Genomic DNA, 24,247 nt, shown 5'->3' on the forward strand with positions numbered 1-24,247 from the left:
TCTCCTTAATTGAGCAGTGTTTGAATTTTATTTGGTGAAATGCAGCGTTGAAATGGTGAAATGCAAATAAGTAATTCAATCGGTTGCAAATACTCTTTATTGCTGATTGTATGATACTTAAAATGAAATCTAATATATTTATAGTTCAAACAAGCAAACACTTTTCTAATTGATCATTTATAATGAAACAACTATTCTACATATTATTTCTTATAACATATTGTACATATGTTCAAGCTCAATATGGTCCAGACTATCTAATATATAAAGAAAACCCATCTACTTATGGTGTTACGATTTATGGAGATATTATAACACCCTACTCGGAATGGAATGGTAAAAAAATTAAAATTTTAACGGATCAAGGAGCGTTAAAATATAAGGCAGAAGAAGTAAGTTATTTTTATGCTGATGGAGTGGAGTATGTTAGTGTACCTTATGAGAATTCAAGAAGGTTCGCAAATGTAATTTCATTGGGAGAAATAAAACTTGCTTATTATATGTCTTCAAGTAGTAGGTCGACTTATACATATGGAGGGATAGTTGAAGGAGGTATCGTTGCTGTGGCTGTAGCAGGTGCTGTCGAAAGTTTTATTGAGTACGCTACAAGTTTTTTCTATTTTAAAACAGCAACTTGTCCAGATTATATAAGAATTCCTCATAACAGTAAACTGTTTAAGGCAAAATTTGCTGTATATTTTGAAAATTATCCAACTATCCATCAATTATTAATGAAGGAACAAGTTTCAGAAACGGAGTTCATAAGTGCGATACTGATCAATAATGAACGGCCATTAAATTAAACAAAAAGACCTCTTGAAAAAATTAATTTTCAAGAGGTCTTTTTAAATTTATAATCTATATATTAGTAACTCCAGTCTCCATTTTCAACTTCAAGAATAGCTTGAACGACTAAGTCTATCATTGCAACTACATCCGTCGGGTGAGCCATTTCAGTGGTTTGATGCAAATAACGCATTGGAATACTTAGAGCACCCGCAATCGAACCATTTTTAGGCATTCTTTGAATGTTTGCCGTATCAGTCCCTCCAAAAGGAAGTACTTCAGGTTGAGCAGGAATCTCTTTTTCTTTCGCTACGTTTTCAAGGTGTTCAACCATTCTTCTATCACAGATAGTTCCACCATCAAAATGTTTAATACCAGCACCTTTACCCATAGATGTAACATAATCTTGTGGAGCAAGACCTGGAATATCATTAGCCACGGTAACGTCTAAAGCAATACCGAAATCTGGTGAAACACCATGACCTGCTACTTGAGCGCCTCTTAAGCCAACTTCCTCTTGAACAGTAAAAACACCGTAAACATCTACAGGAGTATCTTGCTCTTTCAATGCCTTCATGATTTCAACAAGTGCATAAACACAAACTCTGTCATCCAGGGATTTACCATTAATCAAGTCTCCAACCATGTCTAATTCTTGCCAGCGGGTGATTGAATCACCAACTTTCACATGCTTTTCTACTTCTTCTTTTGAAAGCCCACAGTCAATAAAGTATTCTTCATTTGTGACTACTTTGGCTCTTTCGGCAGCACTCATAGAGTGAATTGGTTTACAACCCATCACACCTAAAAGGTCTTTCTTACCATGCACTTTTACTCTTAAAGAAGTAAGTGTTTTAGGGTCAAAACCACCTAATGTTTGAAATCTGATGTAACCATTATCATCGATATGTTTCACCATAAAACCGATTTCATCCATGTGAGCTGCTAACATAAACTTCTTAGCATTCTCATTTTTGGATTTCTTGATGGTGATGAGGTTGCCCATATTGTCAACATAGTATTCGTCAACAATATCCTTTAAGGTGTCAATAAGTAAATGTCTTACTTTTTTCTCAAAGCCAGGAGCACCTGCAGTTTCACTTATTTCCTTTAATAATGGAATATCAATTCTTTCTAAACTCATAATTGTACTAATATATTTTCAGATACCATGGAAGAGATGATTTTTTGTTCTCTACCATTGATAATTATTTCTAATGATTGGTCAAATTCTATTTTTTCTACCACTTCCAGTTCAGTTCCTATGCCAATTCCTACTTTGTCTAAATATTGTAAAAGGCTACTATTCCCATCTTTTACAGCGACTACTGTTGCTTTTTCTCTTGACGGAATGTTGGACAGTTTTGTGGCTTTTAGGTTGCTAAATTCACCGTTTTTATCTGGAATTGGGTCTCCATGTGGATCATACTTAGGGTAACCAAGGAATTGATCCAGACGTTCGATCATTCTTTGAGATTGAATATGCTCCAATTGTTCCGCTACTTCATGTACCTCATCCCAATTGAAATTCAACTTTTCTAATAAGAAGACCTCCCATAATCGATGCTTACGTATGACTAGGAGGGCAGCCTTATTTCCGGCCTCAGTTAGGGTTGTTCCTTTGTATTTTTGATAATGAATTACGCCTTTGCTATTGAGTTTTTTAATCATATCAGTAACAGACGCAGCTTTCGTCCGCAGTTGATCAGCAATGGCATTGGTACTAACAGGCGTATCTTTTTCGGATAAATGATAGATGGTTTTTAAATAGTTTTCTTCTGAATGACTAAACATGTAAAGGTGTTATATATGCTATTATAATTGCGAATTGCAAATAAATAGTTAGCCCACACTTTTCATAATTTTAAATCTACTATTTATTGTTTTTATCGAAGAAAAAATTTCATTTTTTGAACCTGTTAATATGTTTTATCGTTTAATAATAATAGGCTTTCAGTAGAATGAAAATGAACTATTGTATACTGAAAAGAGGTGAACTATTGATAACTAAAAATTTAACGAAATGGGATTTGAATCGAGTGCAATTAAGAGTTTAGAAAACAACAGAAGAGAAATCAGACAGGTGACCACTGGTAGGTTTCCATCCAAAAACATGGGGACTAATCTTCAAAAGAAACCGCTTCGTTTTAAGGAGGCATCTGAAGCCGAGAAAAAGAAATTCAAAAAGAAGTTATGGTTTTATAAGTTTCAAGAGAAAGCCTTGGGTATAGCATTTTGGTTGATTGGGATAAGTGCTGTGCTAAGTTTATCTTATTGGATGTTCTTTATTTTATAATTTTAAAAAGTTTATGCTCTTCGGTTTTCCAAAGGGCATTTTTATTATAGCCATTTGGGTAAGGATCCAGTTGCAAGATTTTATTTTCTAATTCTGTTTTATTGAAAGAATTAAAATCAAGAAATATTCCAGCTTGATAAGGAGTGACAATACTCTTCCATAAACTATTTTCTTGAATGATCATCGGAATTTCCAAAGCCATGCATTCATACATTTTTGTTGGAATGCAATTTTTAGTAGAAGCATTAGTAGGATAGGGTAAAGCCACGAAGTCTGATTTTTGCATTTCTTCTACAATCTTTAAATGCGGAACAAATGAGGTGATCCCAATGATTTCAATAGGATACTTTTGGGCATATTCATGAATTATTTTTACGACATCATCTTCATAAGCTTTTCCAATTATTTTGAATTTGAAATTTAGTTGTGAATTGCAACTGCTTAAAACAGTTACAAAATTTAAAAATTCCAGGACACCAAAAGCTTTTGATAAAGTACCACAATAAGTAATGACTTTTTCGTTTGACGTTAAAGTATTGGGTTTAGATGTAATAGGCACATATTTATTTTCCAGTACAGTAGTTTTAGAAACTGGTAGTGATTTTTCATCCAAATAGGCCTTTTCAGCTAAAAAAATTTGATTGAGAAAGGGAAAAGAAAATTTTTCAATCAATTGAGCACCAAGTGCCAATAAATATTTTATGTATTTCTTGTGATAAGTTTGAGCAGTGAAATTTAAAGGGTAATTTTCTAATATGTCATAGTAAATTTTGACATTTTTATGACGGATTTTATACCCAATCAAAAAAGGAAGCAACTCAATGGTATGAATAATAATATGCTGAGGTTTTTCTTTTTTCAATAAAGCACAAAAAAGCCTACCCGCATCTTTGCGAGTAGACTTTTCATTGATGTCATAAGGTTCAAAACGTATATTTTCCTCTAAATGATAAAGAGAAGTGTCATTACTTTTTGTTCCAAAAATGACTAATTCAGTATTCTTTATTTTAGCAAGTGATTTTCCAAACTTCTCATAAACCCTAGTGTCATCCACTGGTTTTAAAACGGAAGCAAGAATAATCTTTTGCATAAATTATTTTACAACTGGTGAAAGGAACTCCATCGTGTCTACATTATCAGCATAAGTAGAAACGCTTGGGAATTGAGCTTGACCGAAATCTTCCGATCCAGCAAGCCATTGTCCATCCGTGACAACGCATTGGATTTTGTCTTCAGCATCACTTAATTTTGCTTTCAACTCTAATCCATTTTCATAGGTTTCATAATAAAGTACTGAGATAGGAGAAACCATTTCTTCTGACTCCGTAAAGATCAAACCACCATTGTCTAAATGCTCCACTTTATTGACCAAATAAATTGACTTGTTGTAGTCATAGTTGTTGGCGTATTTGTGGTTGATGATTGTTTCTTTAGCTCTTGGCTCTAAAGCTTTCAACAATTTTGTAAGATCATAATCTTTAGGAGCATACACTTTACTGATGTTTCTGCATCCCAGACCATAGTATAAGAAGATGTCATCTGCTAATTTAGCTAATGTTTCCTCGTCTTCATCGCCTCTAATAACGGCTACTGATGAGCGATTATGGCGGATGATATTAGGGTACTTACTAAAATATTTGATGAAATATCTTGTGCTGTTATCTGATCCTGTAGCGATAACTTTATCGATTTCTTTGACCGGAGCGTCTAATATTTCAATAAAATCATTGAATTTAGGCTCAATTTCTTTTAACCAGTTAAAGAGGGTTGTCATTAGAAAAGTATCTAGAGAACTTAGTTTAGCCATCAAGATATGACCTGAGATAAGAATACTTAAAGCATCATGGAAACCAACAGCAGGGATGTTTCCCGCCATTACAACTAATACTTTATTTGGTTTTTCAGTGTCAGAACTTGAATATTCATTGACCCAATTTTCCAATACCTCTTTTGAAAGCATTTTTTCAATACCTGTCAATGCATTTGATACAGATAAGTCATCAAACCATCCATTATCATCATTTGCTCGTTGGGTAAGTGCAGCTTTAGTGTCTCCGTCTAAAGTTCTTAGTTTATCTCCTAATGCTACAAAAGCATTAATTCTTTCTTGCAACGTCATAATTCCTCTTATTTTCTAAAAACAGTGCAAATCAAATAGGAATAATGTGAGTAAACAAGAAAAATGATTTAAAAGTCTGTCAAAGCGAAGGAAATTATGTTGGCTCCCATCTGAAGTGCTTTTAATCTTACTTCTTCGGGGTCATTGTGAATGGATTCATCCTCCCAGCCGTTTCCTAAATCAGATTCATAACTGTAGAAACAAACGAGTCTTCCTTCATATAAAATACCAAAACCTTGTGCAGGTTTTCCATCATGTTCATGGATTTTAGGAAGGCCATCAGGAAAACTGAATGTTTGATGATAAATAGGGTGATCAAAAGGTATTTCAATGAAATCGAGATCAGGGAAAACCTTTTTCATCTCCAATCGGATAAATTTATCTAACCCATAGTTGTCATCGATATGTAAAAAACCACCACTAACAAGGTAACTTCTTAAGTTATCAACGTCAGAGTCAGAAAATACAACATTGCCGTGGCCCGTTAGGTAAATATAGCTGAAATCAAATAGTTCAGGGCTTCCAATTTCAACAATCTCGTCATCGACATCAATGCTTGTACCTAAGTTGTCGTTGCAGAATTCAGCAAGATTTGGTAAAGCTGTTTTGTTGGCATACCAGTCACCTCCTCCTGTATATTTCACTTTTGCAATTTTGAGTGAAAATTTACTATGGCCTTGTGAAAGGGCTAAAAAGGGAACAATTAGGAAAAGTATAAATGTGATAGTTCTTTTCATCAGGATTGGTTCGTTATCTTAAAGTTATGATGCTTTGTTTTTATTACTAAAATGGATTCAGTTCACCTTAGTATATACAATATAATAAATCTTTTATTTCAAATCGACCATATTTAAAATTTGAGCAGTAACAATTCCTGCTGTCTCAGTTCGTAGCCTTTCTTTTCCTAAACTAACCCATTCAAAACCGTTTTCTTTAGCTTGTTCAGCTTCTTCCTCACTAAAACCTCCTTCAGGTCCCACTAAAACGAAGATGTTTTGATCTTTATTAATCTTTTGGAATAAATTTTCAGTACTATCTGTAGGGACGTAAGCGATAAACTTTTGGTCTGACTCAATATTTATCACCTCTTTGAAATTAGGAACTATAGACAATTCTGGAGACCAAAACTTTCTTGATTGTTTCATGGCTGAAACAGCAATTCTTTCTAAACGGTCAAGTTTTAATTGTTTTCTTTCTGAATGTTTCGAATAGAAGAATGTAATTTTTCCAACACCAATTTCTATCGCTTTTTCTAAAAAGAATTCAATTCTATCCATGTTTTTAGTAGGAGCGATACCTATATGTATATGTGATGCCGTGGCAGGTAAAGATTCTATGTTGTCGACTTTAACCTTACACTTCTTTTGATGAGCATCAATGATCGTACATGTATATCTATTTCCCTTGCCATCCATTAAATGTAGTTGCTCTGAATTTTGCATTCGTAACACCCTTACAATATGTTTACTGTCTTCGGGAGATAATGTAACTTCGTTTTGATCAGGATTTATATCATTATGATAAAAAAGTCTCATAAATCGTTAGGGATAGGTTGTGTTTTTCTTAATTCTGAGCAAAAATACACGACATTTACCTTTATTTTTTATTTTTCTTGATTATTTCTTTAAAATACTTTCTTAGTATGAATTGATTTTGTAATTTTGCAAGCCAAATCACAGTGAAGGTGAAGAAGAAAAATGCATATACAATAGGAATTGGAGGTTTAAAAAATGGTAAACACCAATTCGAGATCGAGTTAACATCACAACTTTTAGAAATATTTGAATCTGAATTGATGGAAAATATAACTGGAAGCGTGATATTGCAACTTGTTAAGAGTGAAACACAGATCGACGTAGATCTAACTCTTAATGCAAAAGTGGTGTTATTAAGTGATAGGAGCTTAAGAGAATATGATTATCAGCTTGAGGAAACTCAAAAGATATATTTTAAATTCTCAGATAAGTTTGAAATGTTGGAAGATGATTTATTTAAAATACCTTTCAATGAGTCAGATTTAGATTTCGCTCAGATAATCTATGATTTAATAGCAGTGTCCTTACCTTCGAAGCGTTTACATCCAGAGGAGGATGAAGATGATGAATTATTTTATTCATCATATGGAGAAGAGGAGTATGACGAAGAAAGTGAGGAGGAAATCAATGAGGAAGAAGAAGGGAAACCAACTGACCCTCGTTGGGATATTTTGAAAAAACTCAAATGATATATATTTAAGAATTAAAAATGGCACATCCTAAGTCGAGAATTTCGAAAGCTTCGAGAGGTAAGCGTAGAACGCACCTTAAGATGGATAAACCTACAATCTCTTTTTGCCAATCTACTGGTGAAGCACACGTAAGACACCGTGCTTTCTGGTCAGACGGTAAAATGTACTATCGTGGCCAAGTGGTTATCGATAACTCTGTAGATGTAGACGAAACTGCTGAGTAGTTTTAAACTACACAGAATCAAGCCAATCCTAAAAACAGGATTGGCTTTTTTTTATACTTTATATGGATTTTAAAAGAGTTGATTATCTTTGCTTTTTGAAATTTGATTTTGACGAAAAGTTAAAGCCAAAAAAAGAAAAGAAATACCAATATTACTATGGCATTAAAAGCAGCAATTAAAGGAGTTGGAGGATACGTCCCTGACTATGTTCTTACCAATCAAGAACTGGAAACAATGGTTGATACAAATGATCAATGGATTCTTGAGAGGACGGGCATATCTGAAAGGCGTATACTTAAGGGCGAGAATATGGGTACTTCGTATTTAGGTATTCAAGCAGTCAAACAGTTACTAGAAAAAACAAATACTAACCCTGAGGATATTGACCTAATTATTTGTGCAACTGTAACGCCTGACATGTTCTTCCCAGCAACTGCTAACATTATTGCTAAAGGAGTGGGAGCTTCCAATTCTTTTAGTTACGACATCGGTGCGGCTTGTTCTGGTTTTTTATATGCTCTTAGCACAGGTGCTCAATTTATTGAGACTGGTAAATATAAAAAAGTAGTTATTGTTGGTGCTGATAAAATGTCAAGTATTGTAGACTACACTGACCGTACTACTTGCGTTCTTTTTGGTGATGGTGCAGGAGCAGTATTGCTTGAGCCAACAGAAGAAGAAGAGGGTGTAATGGACTTTGTCTTAAAAAGTGATGGTGTAGGTGAAGAATACTTGAATATGAAAGCAGGTGGTTCAAGAATGCCATCATCTCATGAGACCGTTGATCAACGTTTGCACTACATCTATCAAGCAGGAATGCATGTATTCAAGTATGCAGTAGTTTCAATGGCAGATGCAGCAGCTGAAATCATGGAAAGAAATAGTTTAAGTGGTGACGACGTTGCTTACTTAGTTCCTCATCAAGCTAACAAAAGAATTATTGATGCCACTGCAAAACGTATGAACGTGGGAGAAGATAAGGTAATGATGAACATCCATAAATACGGAAATACTACCGCTGCAACGATTCCTTTATGTCTTATGGATTATGAAAATAAGTTAAAAAAAGGAGATAATCTTGTCTTAGCAGCCTTTGGAGGTGGATTTACGTGGGGTTCAGCTTACATTAAGTGGGCATACTAATAAATTTTTTTATTTTTGTGGTTGGAAATTTTTTTGCCCGCCAATTTTAAGTTATTAGAAATAGAATAAAAAGTATATATAATGGCATCTACAGCTGATTTTAAAAACGGTTTATGTATTGAATTCAATAATGATATTTTTCAAATCATCGAATTCCAACATGTAAAGCCAGGTAAAGGTCCTGCATTTGTTCGTACTAAACTAAAAAGTATACGTACAGGAAAAGTGATTGATAATACTTTTACTGCAGGTCATAAAGTAACAACAGCCCGTATTGAAAGAAGACAACATCAGTATTCTTATGCAGATGATATGGGATTCCATTTTATGGATACAACTACTTGGGAAGAGGTAGCATTACCTGCAGAACAAGTACCAAACAATGATTTGCTACAAGATGGAATGAATGTTGATATTCTTTTCCATGCAGAAGTAGAAGAAGTCGTTGGTTGTGAACTAGCTCAATTTGTTGAGTTAGAGGTTACTTATACAGAGCCAGGTATCAAAGGTGATACTGCTACAAACACATTGAAGCCAGCAACTGTTGAAACAGGTGCGAACATTATGGTTCCTTTGTTTGTGAATCAAGGCGATGTTATCAAAGTAAATACAACGGATCGTTCTTACTCAGAACGCGTTAAAAAATAATTTTTTAGTATTTAATCGAATAGGTTTGAGAGAAGGTTATTTCTTATGCCTTCTCTCAAACACACACACTATCACATTATGAAAGCACCAGAGGTAAAAGATCTGATCAGCTTTATTGCAGGTTCAGGCTTGCAAGAAGTAAATGTAGAAACTGCAGAAATCAAACTTCACGTTAAACGCAATGTTGATGCTTCAGCACCAGCTATTGCTCCTGCAGCACCAGTATTAGCAGCGGCTCCAGTTGCTCCTTTAGCAGCAGCTCCAGCTCCATCAGCTGAGTTACCAGCTTCAGCTCCAGCAGCAGAGGCAGCACCAGTAGCAGAAGCTCCAGCGGCACCAGCAGCAGATACTTCTAACTACATTGAAATCAAATCTCCAATGATCGGTACATTCTATACTGCTCCGAACCCAGAGTCGGATATGTTCGTGAATGTAGGTGATTCTGTAAAGAAAGGCGACGTTGTTTGTATTATCGAAGCAATGAAACTTTTCAACGAGATTGAATCTGAGGTTTCAGGTAAAATCGTTAAGATTTTAGTGGACAACATGTCACCAGTAGAATACGATCAACCATTATTCTTAGTAGATCCATCTTAATTATTAGTTCGATCAACTAATACTTATTATTAACCAAACTAAGAAGGTATCGTGTTTAAAAAAATACTTATAGCGAATAGAGGTGAAATTGCATTACGTGTGATCCGTACTTGTGCTGAGATGGGGATCAAAACAGTAGCAGTTTACTCTACAGCTGACAAAGACAGTCTGCACGTTCGTTTTGCAGATGAAGCTGTATGTATTGGTCCTGCACCAAGTACAGATTCTTACTTAAGCATTCCTAATATCATGGCGGCAGCAGAAATCACAAATTGTGATGCTATCCACCCAGGTTATGGATTCTTATCTGAAAATGCACAGTTCTCTGCAATTTGTGCTGAAAATAATATCAAATTCATTGGAGCATCAGCTGACATGATCAACCGTATGGGTGATAAAGCGACAGCAAAAGCTACAATGAAAGAAGCAGGTGTTCCTACAATTCCAGGTTCAGAGGGTCTTTTAGACTCAGTAGAGCAAGGTTTGGAAATCGCTGCAAAAATCAAATACCCAGTTATCTTAAAAGCTACAGCAGGTGGTGGCGGTCGTGGTATGCGTATCGTGAACGGTCCTGATGAGTTCCAAAAAGCATGGGATTCTGCTCGTCAAGAGTCTGCAGCTGCATTTGGTAATGACGGGATGTACCTTGAAAAATTCGTTGTTGAACCTCGTCACGTTGAGATTCAAATTATTGGCGATAGCTACGGAAGTGCATGTCACTTGTCAGAAAGAGACTGTTCAATCCAAAGACGTCACCAAAAATTAACAGAGGAAGTTCCTTCTCCAGCTTTATCTCCTGAATTGAGAGAAAAGATGGGTCAAGCAGCAATTGCTGGTGCTGAGAAAATTAGCTACGAAGGTGCAGGTACTGTAGAATTCCTAGTGGACAAATACGGTGATTTCTATTTCATGGAAATGAACACTCGTATTCAGGTTGAACACCCTGTAACGGAGCAAGTAACTGGATTCGACTTAATCAGAGAGCAAATTAAAGTAGCTGCTGGTGAGAAGATTTCTGGTAAAAACTATACGCCACAAGCACACTCAATCGAGTGTAGAATCAATGCTGAAGATCCAGCAGCTGATTTTAGACCATCACCAGGTAAGATTACAAATCTTCACGTACCAGGTGGTCCAGGTGTAAGAGTTGATACTCACGTTTATTCTGGGTACTCGATTCCTCCAAACTACGATTCAATGATTGCGAAATTGATTGTTACAGCTGAAACAAGAGAGGAAGCAATTAAGAGAATGAAGAGAGCTCTTCAAGAGTTTATCATTGAGGGAATCAAAACTACAATTCCTTTCCATTTAAGATTAATGGATAATGAAGTTTACCAATCAGGTGATTTCAATACAGGATTTATGGATGAATTTACTTACGAAACTCTATAATAGGGTAGCGTAAATAATATATATCATGATTAAGGGAGTCAGAAATGACTCCCTTTTTTTGTTTATTCATATTGTTAGATATTAATCTAATAGTTCAAATTTAGATCTTCATAACCAAATTAATTTATTTCAAATCAACTTTAATGGAGTTTCAATTTTCATAAATAGGAGGCTTCAATTATTACTAGTATAAATTTATATGTTGAAGTAAATATCTTATGATATGTGTTATATTCATTATATAATTTATAAATCGGTTAAATAAATAATCATTATATTTGTATAACTGTATAATGTAATTTATAAAATTTAAATATTTATTCAATTGAATAATAAAATAATTACAAAAACAACTTCTCTGGCGTTGGATAATGAAGGAATGCCCATTGATTTTTTATTGAAAGGGTATAGATCATATCTTTTAGAGGGAGGGAATTCTGATAAGAAAGCTTTAAATACTGTTTCTAAGGCAATTACACAGATGAATTACTTCTTGAAGTTTATTGTTGAATTTCGGAATGGATTATTAACAAAGGCTAGTTTTAATTATTACACGGCTTATTTACAGAAACAAATTGAAATAGGAGTGCTTACTACTTCTCAAAAAGCATTAAGGAGAATGTATGGAAGACGAATAAATTTAGAGGTAGAGAAAGAGGGATACTTGGTCTGGCTTTATGAAAATAATTTTAATAAAGTAATTGAAAATAAAAATGAGTCGTTATTACAAAATGAATGGTCGAAAGGATTTGAAGATTGGCTCGCTTTAAATTCAAAACTAACGAGGAAGACCCATTATGGAAAAACGCTATCTAATATTGTCGGTTTATATTTGGAATGGCTTAATTCTTCTACCTATTCCAACATTTCAGCTTTATCCGTAAATAAATTTTTAAGAGAACAGGCACATTTAAAAATATCAACCCTGAATTTATACTTAAAAGCGATTAAACGCTTTGCAACGTATTATGAACATACTTCTAGCGATGAAAATAGACATAAAATCGCATTAGAAATCAATAGTTTAAAGAAGTTTGAGGATTCTCTACAATCGGTGAATCGTATTGGTCTTTCTAATGAACAAATCAAAGTATTATTTAACAAGGCTAATCAGAAACAACAATTAATACTTCATCTTGGTGTTAGTATGGGGTTAAGGGGAAGTTCTATGTTAAATTTAAAAGTAGCTGATATAAATTTTGAAACGAAAAGAATGGAAGTGTGGTTAAAAGGCAAAAATAACACGATGACCTTGCCTATTCCGCCAGAAGTATATCATTTTTTATTGGAATTTGTAGAAACGAATCAATTAGAAAGGCAAGATGCTTTATTGGGGTATAAGAACAACAATATAAGTAGTTTATCTAAATATTTTTCGGACTTCTTGTACCAATGTGACCTGAAGGAGGTGGTAAAGGAAGGGGAATTGTATTCAATAAGCCTGCATAATTTAAGACACACATTTGCTTATAATTCATTAGAAAAATTTGGATTATTGACTACATCAAGGCTTTTAGGACATGCAACGACCCAAATTACAGAGCAGCATTATTTACAAGATAAATCAAGGGATTTACTAAACTCTATTTATGATTCCTCAGAATATTAAAAAACAAAAAGGTGTCCTTTAACATTGAAAAGACACCTTTTGAAGTATTGATCAAGAATAGATTTATTCTACTCTTAACCAAGTTTGTGTTTTATACATAAAACCAATATATCCACGGACTTGAAGTTTTCCATCTTCAACCCAGATTTTCCCATCATAGACTTTACCGTTTTCAGGCTTGAGAATTTCACCGTCAATCCAACGGTCCCCATCTTTTTCCATTCCCCAGATAATTTCCATCCCTAATACAGGTTTGTTTTTCTTATCGCCAGGACAATTGTCACACAAAGTATCTTCAGGATCCATCAAAAGTTTAGTGATTTTTCCATGCATTTTATCGCCCACCTTGTAAATTTCTACATAAGCTTTTGCTTCGTTAGTTTCATCATCGATTGTTTTCCATACGCCGAAAGCAGATGTTTCTTGAGCAAATAGAGGAGAGGATGAAAAAATAAGGAATACAAAAAATAATAGTTTCTTCATTTGATTAAAATTAATTCTATTCTAAGATAATTTGTTTGCCCTCATAGAAATCAAGGATTTTACGAGAGAATATAAATTGGTATTTAGCTCTGTTTAGCTCTGCTTTCGCAATGTTTAAGTTGTTTTCGGCTACAACATAATCAGTTGTGTTTGCTGCACCAGAAACAAATCTTTTGTTGACGGATCTGAATTGTTCTTCTAGAGATTCTACTGATTTTTTAGAAGACATATATGTTTTTTGAGCACTTAGTGCATTGATATAAGCTTGCTCGATTTTCTGTCTAAGGTCATTTAGTTCTTGTTGTAGTTGAACCTCATTTTTCATTGTTGTGATTTTGGCCTTATTGACTTGAGTTTTAGTATCTCTTCTGTTGTAAATAGGGATGTTGAGTTGGACTGTTGCTGCCTGACTAAAGAAATTTTCAAATTGAGTGCCCAATGAACTATCTGTAGGGTCCAATGGATTTACATAATTTGATGCATATCTTGTATTTACGTTACCATTGAAATTAACAGTAGGATAGTAGGCTCCTTCTGCAATTTTCACCTGATATTGAGAAGCTGCAATATTGGCTTCAGCTTGTTTGATTTCAGGCATAATATTTTTTGATTCTTCAAAAACAGTGTTTGAATTGGATGAGAATTGTACTGTGGTATCAGGATCTTGAAATTGTGGAATATCAATTTCAAAAGGAGTAGAGAAGTCCAATTGCATAGACTGTTTTAGCGTTAGCAAAGCAATATTGTAAGCATTTTCAGCTTCTGTTAATTGTCGCTCAGTATCGGCAAATTGAGACATTAAATCCAATAATTCAGAAAGAGGTGACGAGCCCGCATCCACCAACTTTTTAGTTCTTTCAACTTGCTCTTCTAATGTTTTCACTCTCTTTTTTGAGATATCAATATTCTCGTATTTATAAATAACATCCAGATAATTTTCGGTAACCTGAATGATAATATCATTTTCTATCTTTTCTTTACCTAGTTCAGAACTTTCAATATTCTTTCTAGATTGTTTGATAGTGTTGTTAATACGAAATCCATTAAAAATAGGGACGCCAACTTGAGCTCCAATACTACCCGTATTGACATTTTGAATATCGTTTCGGTTGGTAATCGGGTCAGGATTTAAACCTCTATTATAACTATGAGAATAAAACCCTGTAACGTTAGGATATCTTTGAGAGCGAGCCTGCGCGTACTCTTCAGTACGTTCCAGTACATCGTAATTTTGGAGTTTTACGAAAAGGTTATTTTCGATGGCATATTCAACACATTGCTGATAAGTCCATACCATGTCTTGAGAATAGGTTATGACACTATTTAAAAGAAAAAATAAAGTTAGAAGTTTATGTTTGTACATTGTAAAATTTGTCTTTAGAACAAATGAAGTGTGATGATTGTATTTTATCCAAAATATAAAAAGAAAAACTAACCTTTAATAGGTTAGTCGTCTACATTTGGTAAAAAAGTGACTTTATGTACCCATTTAATACTTTCGAGGTATTGAAGGGTGATGTCTCTTGGACGTTCATCCATTTCTATAAACTGAGTAGCTTTTTGATTTTTGCCACTTCTTGAAACAGTCATCTCTGCAATGTTAACCTCTTCTTGAGAGAGTAACATAGAAATAAAAGAGATCGCTCCTTTTCTGTCATCGGCTGTTACGATCAAAGTAGGAGAGTTGGCACTAAAGTTAGAAGTGAACCCGTTCACCTCTCGAATTGAGATAATGCCACCACCTTTACTTACACCCACCAATTCTAATCTGTTTCCGTCTTTTTCAAGAATTAAACGGATGGTATTGGGGTGATGAGCAGAAGCGTTTCCTACAGGCTTAAAAGTATACTCAAGTTTTTCTTGTTCAGCTAGATCAAAAGCCTGCTTTATTCCAGGGTCATCAGTACTGAGTCCCATAAGTCCTGCAATGATAGCTTTGTCAGAACCGTGCCCTTCATAAGTTCGAGCAAATGAATTATAAAATACAATTTCGGCTTTATCAGGTGTGCCCCCGATCATTTTGTGACCCACTCTTCCTATTCTTACTACACCTGCAGTATGCGAACTCGATGGACCAATCATGACCGGTCCAATCATATCAAAAATGCTTGATTTATCTGCCATAGTTTGGCTATTATTTAATTATATGGTTAAGTAATGTGACTATCTTTTGATAATCGGTTTTATATGTGATTTGTAAATATCATTATTTCAAATCAAAAGTAAAGACATTTACAGTTGAAAATTTATAATTACAAACCCAGGCTTGAATCGATTTTTTGCTTTCTAACAGTGTAATGCCAACTGGTCCTCCATGCGATGTAAGGCTATAAAGCCTCTTTTTAGTTTTTAAATCAAAGATTTCTAGTTTGTTATCTCCGTAAGAAGTGCAAAAAAGGAATTGCCCATTATTAGAGATAGCAATTGATCTTGGATCATCAAGCGTTTTTATCTGAAATTTCTTCTGAAAAGTTTTTCGATCGTATGCTGAAATAATCTCCTTACTACTTTGAGAAATTAGTATTAATGAATCATTCTTTACAAAATGTCTTGGAGAGATGACATCTTGAATTGTGGTTTTCAGTTCGAATGTCTTTAAATCAAAAATTTGGAGGTTGTGTGATGCCATATTTCCGAGCCATAGTGTCGAATTTTTCTGATCAACGACTAACCCTCGAGGTGTCACTTTTGTTGGAATATGTTTTAAGGTTTTCCAGTGAGATGGATTTTGTGCATTATATTCGATGATACTTAATGAATTGTCATGCCAATTACTTACAATTACTCTGTTGTTGATGGAGTCATTTACCAAAAATTTGGGAGTGGTTTCTGTATCAAAAAACGGAAGTTTAATTGTATTAATTTGATCATTTTCAACTATCGTAGCACTTTTATAGTTTTTCGATTCATTATTGTTTTCTTTTAGATTCCATACAATTACACCATCAGCATTATGCAAGCTTATCCATAAGTATTGATCATTATGAGTAAGTAGGCCTTCTACGGGTTTTTCTTGAATGGATTTTACCCATTTTCTTGTTTTATAATCAAATCCCATCCCTGCTGAAGGTTTAAAATTGAGGGTTCTGATTCTCTTTTTGGTTTTAGTATCAATTTCTATGACAGATAGGGCCTCAAGGCATAGTACATAAACTTTAGAGTTGTCTTGAGTGTGGATTAGTGATTTAGGAGCTAGGTCTACAGGGAATCTCGTAGAGGATATCAATTCAAGAGAATCGTATTGATAGGTCTCATGACTGACTAATAGGGAAGGTGTGCCTTCGGTATCTTTATTAAGAAAAATAAAATATCCACTCACAAAAATAATGAGAGTGGATATGACTATGCTATATTTATTTATTTTCAATTTCATCCGGGTATTAGCCTGAAATTAATGCATCATTATTTGATTCTTGCTTTCTATACAAAGCAGTTAACAGGATTGGTGTTGATTTCTGTTTTCATGAATGATATAGACGGGAAGTTATCACTTAAATGATCTACTAGTAAATCAGATGTAAATTGTTCACTTTCATAATGTCCAATATCAGCAATCACGATTTTTCCTTCAGCATCAAAAAACTCATGGTATTTAAAGTCGCCTGAAACAAAGAAATCAGCATTTACACCTATGGCATTTCTTAAAAGGAAACTTCCTGCACCACCGCATAATGCTACTTTGGTTACCATTTTATTTCGTAATGGTGTGTGTTTGATCACTCCGGCTTTAAATACTACTTTTAACTTCTTTAATAATTCCATTTCAGAAATCGGAGAAGGTAATGTACCATACATTCCAGATCCAATTTCTTTTGAAGTAGACTCTAAAGTTTGTAATTGATAGACCACTTCTTCATAAGGATGAGCAGCTTGTAGTGCTGATAATACTTTGCCTTTTAGATGAGAAGGGAATTGTACTTCGATTTTAATTTCTTTTACAGATTCTGGTTTACCCTTAAAGCCAATTGCAGGATTAGCATTATCGTTAGGTGTAAATGAGCCTTTTCCTTCAATTTGGAAATTACACCCATCATAATTTCCAATTTTTCCGGCACCTGCCACTGCTAATGCATTTTGAACTTTATCAATATCTGCAACTGGTACATAAGTACTTAAGAATAATTGGTTGTTTTTGATAGGACTTAAGATTTTTACATTTTCTAAACCAATAAGATCCGCTATTTTTTTATTTACACCATGGATCATATTGTCAAGGTTGGTGTGAATCGCAAAAATGCAAATATCGTTTTTGATGGCCTTGATGACAGTTCTCTCAACGTAATCTTTGCCATTTAATCTTTTTAATCCTTTGAAAACAATAGGGTGGTGAGCTACAATAAGGTTACAACCTTTTTGTATTGCTTCTTCTACTATATCTTCTGTACAATCTAAAGTCACTAAAACGTTTTGTACTTCTTCTTGACCACTTCCTGTAATTAATCCAGCATTATCATAACTTTCTTGGTATTGTGCTGGTGCTAATTCTTCTAATATTTTTATTACTTCTTTGACTTTCATACTCTTTTAGAAAAATGAAGCTCGAATCGGTAAGAAACGAGCTTATACTATTTTATATTTAGACAAATGTAATAAAAAACTATTTTGTCTTTAACTTTTTATTGAAAGTTAAAACAGGTCTGATGGCATGATTGGCGACCTCCTCCGCAATACTACCATAAAGAATATGTTGTAAACCTGTTCTACCATGTGTTATCAATGAGATCATATCTGCTTCAATAAACTGAGCAAAACCTCTTATGCCTTCTTCTTCTGAAAAATCATTGAAGGTATGCACTTCGTAGTTTTTAAATTCATGCTCTTTAGCAAATTCCTCCAATTGTGTAATAGAGAAAGGCGTTGCTTCAAAGTTACTTGGAGTGATTACCTTGACAAGATGAATTTCAGAGTCAAATATATCTTGGAAATGCTTTAATGAAGCGATGACATTATCATTGATTTTATGGAAATCGGATGCAAAAACTATTTTCTTAGGCCCAAAGTTTTTCTCTTCCCTTTTTACTGTAAGTACAGGAACTTTGGCGTGACGTATTATTTTTTCAGTATTAGACCCAATTAACACTTCATCAATACCACTAACTCCTTGAGAGCCAATAATGATCAAGTCTGTTTCATCTTTCACTACAAAATCAGCTAAGTGTCTTTGCAAAGAATCAAACTCAATGTGTTTTTGGATTACTACACCAGGATTTTCTTCAACGATCTTATCTACTTTTGTGTTGACAATTTCAGAGAGTTTTCTAGTGTAATGTGTGTAAACCTCAGGGTCTTCCATACCAATATCACCTGCTCCAAAGACCGACAAACTATCATAATGATTGATAGTCGGGACATCAATGACATGCAATAATGAAATAGCTGCATTGCACTTTTTTGCAATTTGAATCGCAACATTTAAAGCATTTGTAGCTTCCGGAGAAAAGTCCGTAGGGACTAATATATTTTTGATTTCCATGATCTTTATGTTTATATCTTAATCAGTACATGAATATACAAACAAAGTGAAAGTTAAACATTGATGAAAATCAATATAAACGTAAATAATACAATAATTATTGTTATTGATTTAGTACAGTTGTCATATCACCAAATGCTTCTACTAACATTGAGACTGCGGCATCTGAATGACTTTCTCCATCAATCAATTTATACGTGGAAGTATTGTTATTTTGTTGAAGTAGACTGTGAGTTTCTTCACTTGTAACAGGTGGGATGATTTCATCATTTGGAGAATGATACAAATAAAAGGGGGAGTTGGATGAGATTGTATGTACAGAATTTTCCATTAAATGCTGATACATCGGATGGGATGTATCTTTATTATTCATACTCGTAAGAAAATCTTCATGAAAGAGCTCACTTAACTTCATGGGTAGTAAAGTATTTAATTCAGAAGTTGAATAACTACCATTAAGTAGTTGGTCAATATTAGTGATATTTTCATGAAAAATAGGGTAAGTATTAAGATCCCAACCGTAATGAGTGTAATAGGTTTGTGTAATTAAAGCTAAAAACGAAGGAGAATCATAACTCTCTTGTTGCAACACTTCTTCCATTACTCTTAATAAATTATAGCCTCCAGCTCCAGAAAGAATGGCTAAAACTTCAAGGTCTGGGTTGTTTTTTTCAATGTATTCCGTTGCAGCCAACGAAGAGTAACCACCTTGAGAGTACCCTGTAATGAAAGCTCTCTGTGTAGTGGTAATATTTAACTCTGATGCTAATTCTTGAGCAGCTTTTAATAAATCATTGGTTTGTTCGCCCGTTTTGTCTTTGATAAAATAATATTGAGGATAATCTGCTGTAGATCCAAAACCTACTAAATCAGGCACCACAATGGCAAAACCTAAAGCTGCACCAATTTCATAAGAAGGTAGAGTGGAAACCGAAGGAGCTTCACTATCAGCAAGTATAGTACCACGACTAAGGATTACCCAGTCGATCTGATCTTCTACCGTTGGGAAAGCAACTACGCCAGATGCTATTATTGTTTTGCCATCTTTGTCAGTGGTATTATACTGTACATTATAACTTGTAAATCCACTTTGTATTAAAGGAGCTACTTCACCTAATCCACCTAAAAGTGCTAATACATTGATTTCAGATTCTGTAAAACTACTCTTTTCTTCATGTGAAACTAAAGTCTTATTGACTTGCGTAATTTCTTCACCATCATCCGATGTTGAACAGGCAAATGAGACAAATAATAAGACGAAGTAGAGAGCGTATTTCTTTAAAAAAAATAAGTTAGAGGTCATGTTTTTAATTGTTTTTTTTAAGTTAAAAGTAAGACCTCTAAAACACAAGAATTGTTTTCATTAATTCTGAATAACTTCTTCGTGTAATTTTTTTCTATTGGAAGATCTTCTGTTATAGTTTTGCTTTAAGAAAGGATAGGAGAGCACAGATAGTAAAATAATTCCCGCTCCTACATAAAACCCTGGCGTCATAGTTTCTTCCTCTCCAAAGAAAATTAAAGCTAGAATAATACCATAAATAGGTTCTAAATTTACCGTTAAGTTTACTTGGAAGGCACTTAAACTTTTTTGAATTTCAACGCAAACTGCATAAGCAATTGTAGTGCAAATTACAGCTAATACAAATAAATAAATGATATCAAGGGTTGAAGGAATTGCTAGAAGTGTCTCGCTTTCAGAAAGAAATGGAAGACAAATAAAAGCAGTGACACAACCTCCAATCATTTCGTAAAGTGTTATTTTAGGAGAGGAGATAGTCTTCACATAATTACCATTTAAAACGCTAAAAAGTGACCCCACAAATGCGGCACAAAGCGATAAAGTGAGCCCTAAAGCATGATCAAATTCAAATTGGAAAATGATGTAAAGACCTACTATTACAAAAAGGCCAAGTACAACTTCATAAGGCTTAATACTTGATTTCGTTAGCAAAGGTTCTAATAGTGAGGTGAATAGGGCTGTAGTAGCAATACCTGCTAGGCAAACACTTACTTTGGAAATTTTAGCAGAGGCAAAAAATAGGATCCAATGTGAGGCTACCAAGCCACCCGTTAATAATAGTTTTGTCGCTTCTTTCCAATTCACTTTCAATTCCCAACCTTTAAATTTCATGAAAATCCACATTGAAACTGCAGCAATGAGTGTTCTATAAAATACCAATTGGAAGGAATCTAATTCAATCAATACCCCAAGGATTGCCGTAAATCCCCAGACAAAAACAATGATATGAAGTTTAAGTTGTTCGTTGAACATTATTTATGGAAGTATAGGTGGTGTTAAATAATTGTGCGGCAAAGGTATAAAAAGGAAGTAGAATTAACTAATTCAATCAAAGTATAAGAACTAATAAAGTTTACTGAACTATAAAGTCTTTGAAAATCAGTAAGTCTAGGTTATTAATGTATGAGAAAAATTGAAAGGCTAATTCTACTTAAAACTGTATTCAGTAGCTTTATTTTTTGATAAACTTCTTTGTGAAAATAGCCTCATCTGCTTTTACATTAAGAATATAAGTCGCAGGGAGTAAATGTCTTATATCAATGGTAGATTGATGGTTTTCATTATTTTTTCTTTGTGTGAAAGATAAAACATTCTGCCCCTTTAATGTGAAGATTTCAATTTCGATATCACCCAAGAAATCATTTTCGATATTTAATTCTATTAGATCAGAAGCGGGATTAGGGAATAAATTAATAGTCGAGGTGTTAGTTTGAAGGATGTCATTTGAGGCAATAATTCCATCTTTCACGCCATAAACGACATAACATCTTCCAATAAATAGAGGTTTACTTTGGTCACTCATAGCCCCTTGCACAATATCATTTACACCATCTCCATTGAAATCATCAAGAAATGTAATTCCTGCGGTATGATGAGTATCACTGTCACTATTTTCTATTCTGAAAGCCCTGTTTCCATCTATATTTGCTTCAGTAGGGTGACTACCAAAATCAACTATTTTTGGATAGTGATATTTAGAACTGGAGCCATAAATTATAAAAGTTGATCCCTTATGGTCAGTCAATAAAATATCTTCATAACCATCGTCATTTATATCTCCTCTGCTATTAGAAAAAAGAGGGCTGAATTGACTATCGGTTGTAATTTCAAAACCTTGAACTCTTTTTATATCTTTTAAATCAATTTGACTTTCCCCAATTGATTTATGGCCATAGAGGACTATAGATTTCCTCTCACGCCAGAAGCCCGTGACCACTTTAAAGGGAAATGTAATTCCAAAATCATCATAACCATCCTTGTCAATATCTCCAATTTTACTGAAATTAAAATTGATATACTCAAGGTTGTCGCCATATTTTATATTTAGAAAGGTAGCCTCTTTTTTATCTATTAAGTCAGCAATATCGTATTTGCCTGCTGTCCAATTTTCTTTGCCGAATATTAATAATGCGATATATCCATCAAGCCCATCATTATTTTCATCATTTAATTCTTTTATTAAGCATACAAAATCATCAAAAACGTCTCCATTTATATCACCAAGAACTTTAAGGTTGTCAACAGACCTGTTATCTCGTTTATTATGGAATTCAACCTTGTCTTCAATGTCACTGATATGCTTTTGACTATCTGGAAAGTTTTCTTTACCAAAGATAATATAACTTCTATCATCAGTTCTATTGGTTACTTCATTTGGACAAATACTCGATGAACCACGTGTGTTTTCTGTAACTATAATATCATCAAATCCATCATTATTAATATCCTTGATGATTTCTGCATGATTTGCAAACCTAGTAATTGAAATGTCATTGTAGTCTTCTTCATCAGCCAAAATGGTTTTGAATTGTAAGTCAATATCATCTCTTGTAATCACTTCTGGCACATAGGGTCCACCGTATAAAATGTTTAGGACACCATTGCAGTTATTGTCCCACTTATCTGAGATGACAATATCATCATAACCGTCGTTATTAATGTCGCCACCACCATATATTTTATTGAAATTAAAGTAGTTAGTGTTTCGGAATCTTGAAAAATGATCATTATTGACATTGGAGGGGTAATCGGCTTTTCCAAGAACGAGATAGTAACTTTCATGAGAATTATAATTATGAACTGCATAGTCACTAAAACCATCTCCATTAATATCACCGAGGTTGATTACAGTGTCACCTGACCTTGTTTCACTGAATAAAAAAGTGGTAGAGTGCAATTCATTAACATCACTAGATTGAGGGAAAGGTAATGTTTGTGCATCAAGATGAAAGGATAATCCTGAAATGCTGATTAAGGTAATTATTAACCTAAAGTATAGTTTGCTCATTTTGTGTATGAAATATTTATTGGAAAAAAATGAGAGTTTACTTTTGGGTTAGTGTTTAGCTTGAAATTGGATTGTAATATAGCTAGTATTTATAATTTATTTCACCATCAACCCAATTATATTTTAGATTGATAGTGAAATTGAAAGTTAATTTAGGAGTGGAAATTTAGTTTTTTGGAGTTGCCGTAATATTCTCAATATTGATAGAATGGTACTGTTCTTTTTCTTCAACAGTGAAACCTAAGTCAATCTTATTGTTGAAGTAAGGGGCATCAAGAACATTGGTATGGTATTCTCCATTTTCTCCACACGGGTCAATACCTGTTTTATCCTGGAGTACTTTTAGTTCCTCCACTAATTTTTTATCAAGTCTTCTACCTGTAATATGTTCTTCAAAATCTTTTTTATAAGATAGAGAGATCAAAATTTCGAAGTTGTTTTCAATAAACTTGTCGAGTAATGCTCTGCGGTCATGTTCCCAAAGTGGCATATCGATTTCTAAAAGTCCCTTACAGCATTCTTCAATGAAATTAGGTTGGCCATTAATTGTTGAAATATCACCGGTAATGACTACCTCAATTCCTTCCTTCTTTAATTGTTTCATTGCATCAATATATCCTTCCTTGAAAGGTTCTCCTACCTTCACAAATTCATGTTGAGCTCCAATACTCGAAGATTGGGCTTTCATTAATTCTACAGGATGAGCAACAAATTTCTTGTCTGTTTTAGGCACAAAAGTCACAAATTTGACAATATTGTATTTGTCTTTTAATTCGAAGTAAGCGAGGGCAGAATCTTTACCACCAGTCCAAAGTACAACTGCGTTTTTCATATTAATATTTTTATCTATACATCGAGTAAATTCTTAAAAAGAATATCAAAACGAATATTTTTTTACAACCTGTAAATAATGAATCATCTGTTATTATTCAAATGA

25 protein-coding genes are annotated in these 24,247 nt (G+C 33.9%); 9 read left to right on the forward strand and 16 right to left on the reverse strand.

The genetic code is table 11. The features are described from left to right. The first annotated feature begins 182 nt into the window (after positions 1-182). Positions 183-803: a hypothetical protein gene (locus PL77_RS08115; RefSeq protein ID WP_044203658.1), complete on the forward strand. Its 621-nt coding sequence runs from the start codon at positions 183-185 to the stop codon at positions 801-803. Between the two features lie 62 nt (positions 804-865). On the opposite strand, the gene PL77_RS08120 is transcribed toward PL77_RS08115, so the two are convergent. Together PL77_RS08120 and PL77_RS08125 are read right to left on the reverse strand one after the other, a co-directional pair. Beyond that, positions 866-1,930, reverse strand: coding sequence for a M42 family metallopeptidase (locus PL77_RS08120; protein WP_044203661.1), 1,065 nt, complete (start codon positions 1,928-1,930; stop codon positions 866-868). Continuing rightward, a complete protein-coding gene (locus tag PL77_RS08125; protein ID WP_044203663.1) occupies positions 1,927-2,580 on the reverse strand; it encodes a metal-dependent transcriptional regulator in 654 nt (217 codons plus the stop codon). The genes PL77_RS08120 and PL77_RS08125 overlap by 4 nt, the downstream gene beginning before the upstream one ends. Positions 2,581-2,809: 229 nt before the next feature. On the opposite strand from PL77_RS08125, the gene PL77_RS08130 reads away from it, so the two are divergent. Beyond that, a complete protein-coding gene (locus PL77_RS08130) occupies positions 2,810-3,082 on the forward strand; it encodes a hypothetical protein (protein ID WP_044203664.1) in 273 nt (90 codons plus the stop codon). On the opposite strand, the gene PL77_RS08135 is transcribed toward PL77_RS08130, so the two are convergent. The 4 genes from PL77_RS08135 to PL77_RS08150 form a co-directional block, all read right to left on the reverse strand. Continuing rightward, positions 3,072-4,172 (reverse strand): glycosyltransferase, encoded by a 1,101-nt coding sequence (locus tag PL77_RS08135; RefSeq protein WP_044203666.1) that lies wholly within the window; start codon positions 4,170-4,172, stop codon positions 3,072-3,074. The genes PL77_RS08130 and PL77_RS08135 overlap by 11 nt on opposite strands. A 3-nt stretch (positions 4,173-4,175) precedes the next feature. Further along, positions 4,176-5,201, reverse strand: coding sequence for an acyl-CoA reductase (locus PL77_RS08140; RefSeq protein WP_044203668.1), 1,026 nt, complete (start codon positions 5,199-5,201; stop codon positions 4,176-4,178). 68 nt (positions 5,202-5,269) lie between these two features. After that, positions 5,270-5,938: a DUF4159 domain-containing protein gene (locus tag PL77_RS08145; protein WP_044203671.1), complete on the reverse strand. Its 669-nt coding sequence runs from the start codon at positions 5,936-5,938 to the stop codon at positions 5,270-5,272. A gap of 93 nt (positions 5,939-6,031) precedes the next feature. Beyond that, a complete protein-coding gene (locus tag PL77_RS08150; protein WP_044203674.1) occupies positions 6,032-6,736 on the reverse strand; it encodes a 16S rRNA (uracil(1498)-N(3))-methyltransferase in 705 nt (234 codons plus the stop codon). Positions 6,737-6,885: 149 nt separating this feature from the next. Between PL77_RS08150 and PL77_RS08155 the strand changes: the two genes are divergently transcribed. The 7 genes from PL77_RS08155 (at position 6,886) to PL77_RS08185 (ending at position 13,044) form a co-directional block, all read left to right on the forward strand. Then, entirely contained in the window at positions 6,886-7,425 is a 540-nt protein-coding gene (locus tag PL77_RS08155; protein WP_156152290.1) for a DUF177 domain-containing protein, read from the forward strand. A gap of 20 nt (positions 7,426-7,445) precedes the next feature. Continuing rightward, positions 7,446-7,652 carry a 50S ribosomal protein L32 gene (gene rpmF / locus PL77_RS08160; protein WP_044203678.1) on the forward strand — a complete coding sequence of 69 codons (207 nt, stop codon included), beginning with the start codon at positions 7,446-7,448 and terminating at the stop codon, positions 7,650-7,652. Positions 7,653-7,808: 156 nt separating this feature from the next. Then, on the forward strand, positions 7,809-8,795 hold the full coding sequence (locus tag PL77_RS08165; RefSeq protein WP_044203681.1) for a beta-ketoacyl-ACP synthase III: 987 nt from the start codon (positions 7,809-7,811) through the stop codon (positions 8,793-8,795). 81 nt (positions 8,796-8,876) lie between these two features. Continuing rightward, positions 8,877-9,443 carry an elongation factor P gene (efp, locus tag PL77_RS08170; RefSeq protein WP_044203683.1) on the forward strand — a complete coding sequence of 189 codons (567 nt, stop codon included), beginning with the start codon at positions 8,877-8,879 and terminating at the stop codon, positions 9,441-9,443. A gap of 78 nt (positions 9,444-9,521) precedes the next feature. Continuing rightward, a complete protein-coding gene (accB, locus tag PL77_RS08175; protein ID WP_044203737.1) occupies positions 9,522-10,040 on the forward strand; it encodes an acetyl-CoA carboxylase biotin carboxyl carrier protein in 519 nt (172 codons plus the stop codon). Positions 10,041-10,091: 51 nt separating this feature from the next. Then, positions 10,092-11,435 carry an acetyl-CoA carboxylase biotin carboxylase subunit gene (gene accC / locus PL77_RS08180; RefSeq protein ID WP_044203686.1) on the forward strand — a complete coding sequence of 448 codons (1,344 nt, stop codon included), beginning with the start codon at positions 10,092-10,094 and terminating at the stop codon, positions 11,433-11,435. Positions 11,436-11,760: 325 nt separating this feature from the next. Further along, entirely contained in the window at positions 11,761-13,044 is a 1,284-nt protein-coding gene (locus PL77_RS08185; protein ID WP_156152291.1) for a site-specific integrase, read from the forward strand. Between the two features lie 63 nt (positions 13,045-13,107). Here PL77_RS08185 and PL77_RS08190 read toward each other — a convergent pair whose 3' ends face one another. The 10 genes from PL77_RS08190 to PL77_RS30345 form a co-directional block, all read right to left on the reverse strand. Beyond that, positions 13,108-13,527, reverse strand: a complete 420-nt coding sequence (locus PL77_RS08190; protein ID WP_044203688.1) for a DUF2147 domain-containing protein — start codon at positions 13,525-13,527, stop codon at positions 13,108-13,110. Between the two features lie 16 nt (positions 13,528-13,543). Continuing rightward, entirely contained in the window at positions 13,544-14,890 is a 1,347-nt protein-coding gene (locus PL77_RS08195; protein WP_082026452.1) for a TolC family protein, read from the reverse strand. Between the two features lie 83 nt (positions 14,891-14,973). Further along, positions 14,974-15,651 carry an L-serine ammonia-lyase, iron-sulfur-dependent subunit beta gene (gene sdaAB, locus PL77_RS08200; RefSeq protein ID WP_044203693.1) on the reverse strand — a complete coding sequence of 226 codons (678 nt, stop codon included), beginning with the start codon at positions 15,649-15,651 and terminating at the stop codon, positions 14,974-14,976. Between the two features lie 82 nt (positions 15,652-15,733). Continuing rightward, positions 15,734-16,900: a YncE family protein gene (locus tag PL77_RS08205; RefSeq protein ID WP_044203695.1), complete on the reverse strand. Its 1,167-nt coding sequence runs from the start codon at positions 16,898-16,900 to the stop codon at positions 15,734-15,736. A 47-nt stretch (positions 16,901-16,947) separates the two neighbouring features. After that, the gene (locus PL77_RS08210; RefSeq protein ID WP_044203697.1) at positions 16,948-18,045 is read right to left on the reverse strand and encodes a Nif3-like dinuclear metal center hexameric protein; all 1,098 of its coding nucleotides are present in this window, start codon (positions 18,043-18,045) and stop codon (positions 16,948-16,950) included. A 79-nt stretch (positions 18,046-18,124) separates the two neighbouring features. Continuing rightward, positions 18,125-19,000: a universal stress protein gene (locus tag PL77_RS08215; RefSeq protein ID WP_052444261.1), complete on the reverse strand. Its 876-nt coding sequence runs from the start codon at positions 18,998-19,000 to the stop codon at positions 18,125-18,127. A gap of 103 nt (positions 19,001-19,103) precedes the next feature. Further along, positions 19,104-20,303, reverse strand: coding sequence for a S9 family peptidase (locus PL77_RS08220; RefSeq protein WP_044203699.1), 1,200 nt, complete (start codon positions 20,301-20,303; stop codon positions 19,104-19,106). A 60-nt stretch (positions 20,304-20,363) separates the two neighbouring features. Further along, complete coding sequence (locus PL77_RS08225) at positions 20,364-21,275, reverse strand: DMT family transporter (protein ID WP_044203701.1); 912 nt, start codon at positions 21,273-21,275, stop codon at positions 20,364-20,366. 199 nt (positions 21,276-21,474) lie between these two features. Then, complete coding sequence (locus PL77_RS08230; protein ID WP_044203702.1) at positions 21,475-23,310, reverse strand: T9SS type A sorting domain-containing protein; 1,836 nt, start codon at positions 23,308-23,310, stop codon at positions 21,475-21,477. A 166-nt stretch (positions 23,311-23,476) separates the two neighbouring features. Continuing rightward, positions 23,477-24,142, reverse strand: a complete 666-nt coding sequence (locus tag PL77_RS30345; protein WP_052444262.1) for a diphthine--ammonia ligase — start codon at positions 24,140-24,142, stop codon at positions 23,477-23,479. Between the last annotated feature and the right edge of the window lie 105 nt (positions 24,143-24,247).

Source organism: Flammeovirga sp. OC4, assembly GCF_000812565.1.
Classification (GTDB): Bacteria; Bacteroidota; Bacteroidia; order Cytophagales; family Flammeovirgaceae; genus Flammeovirga.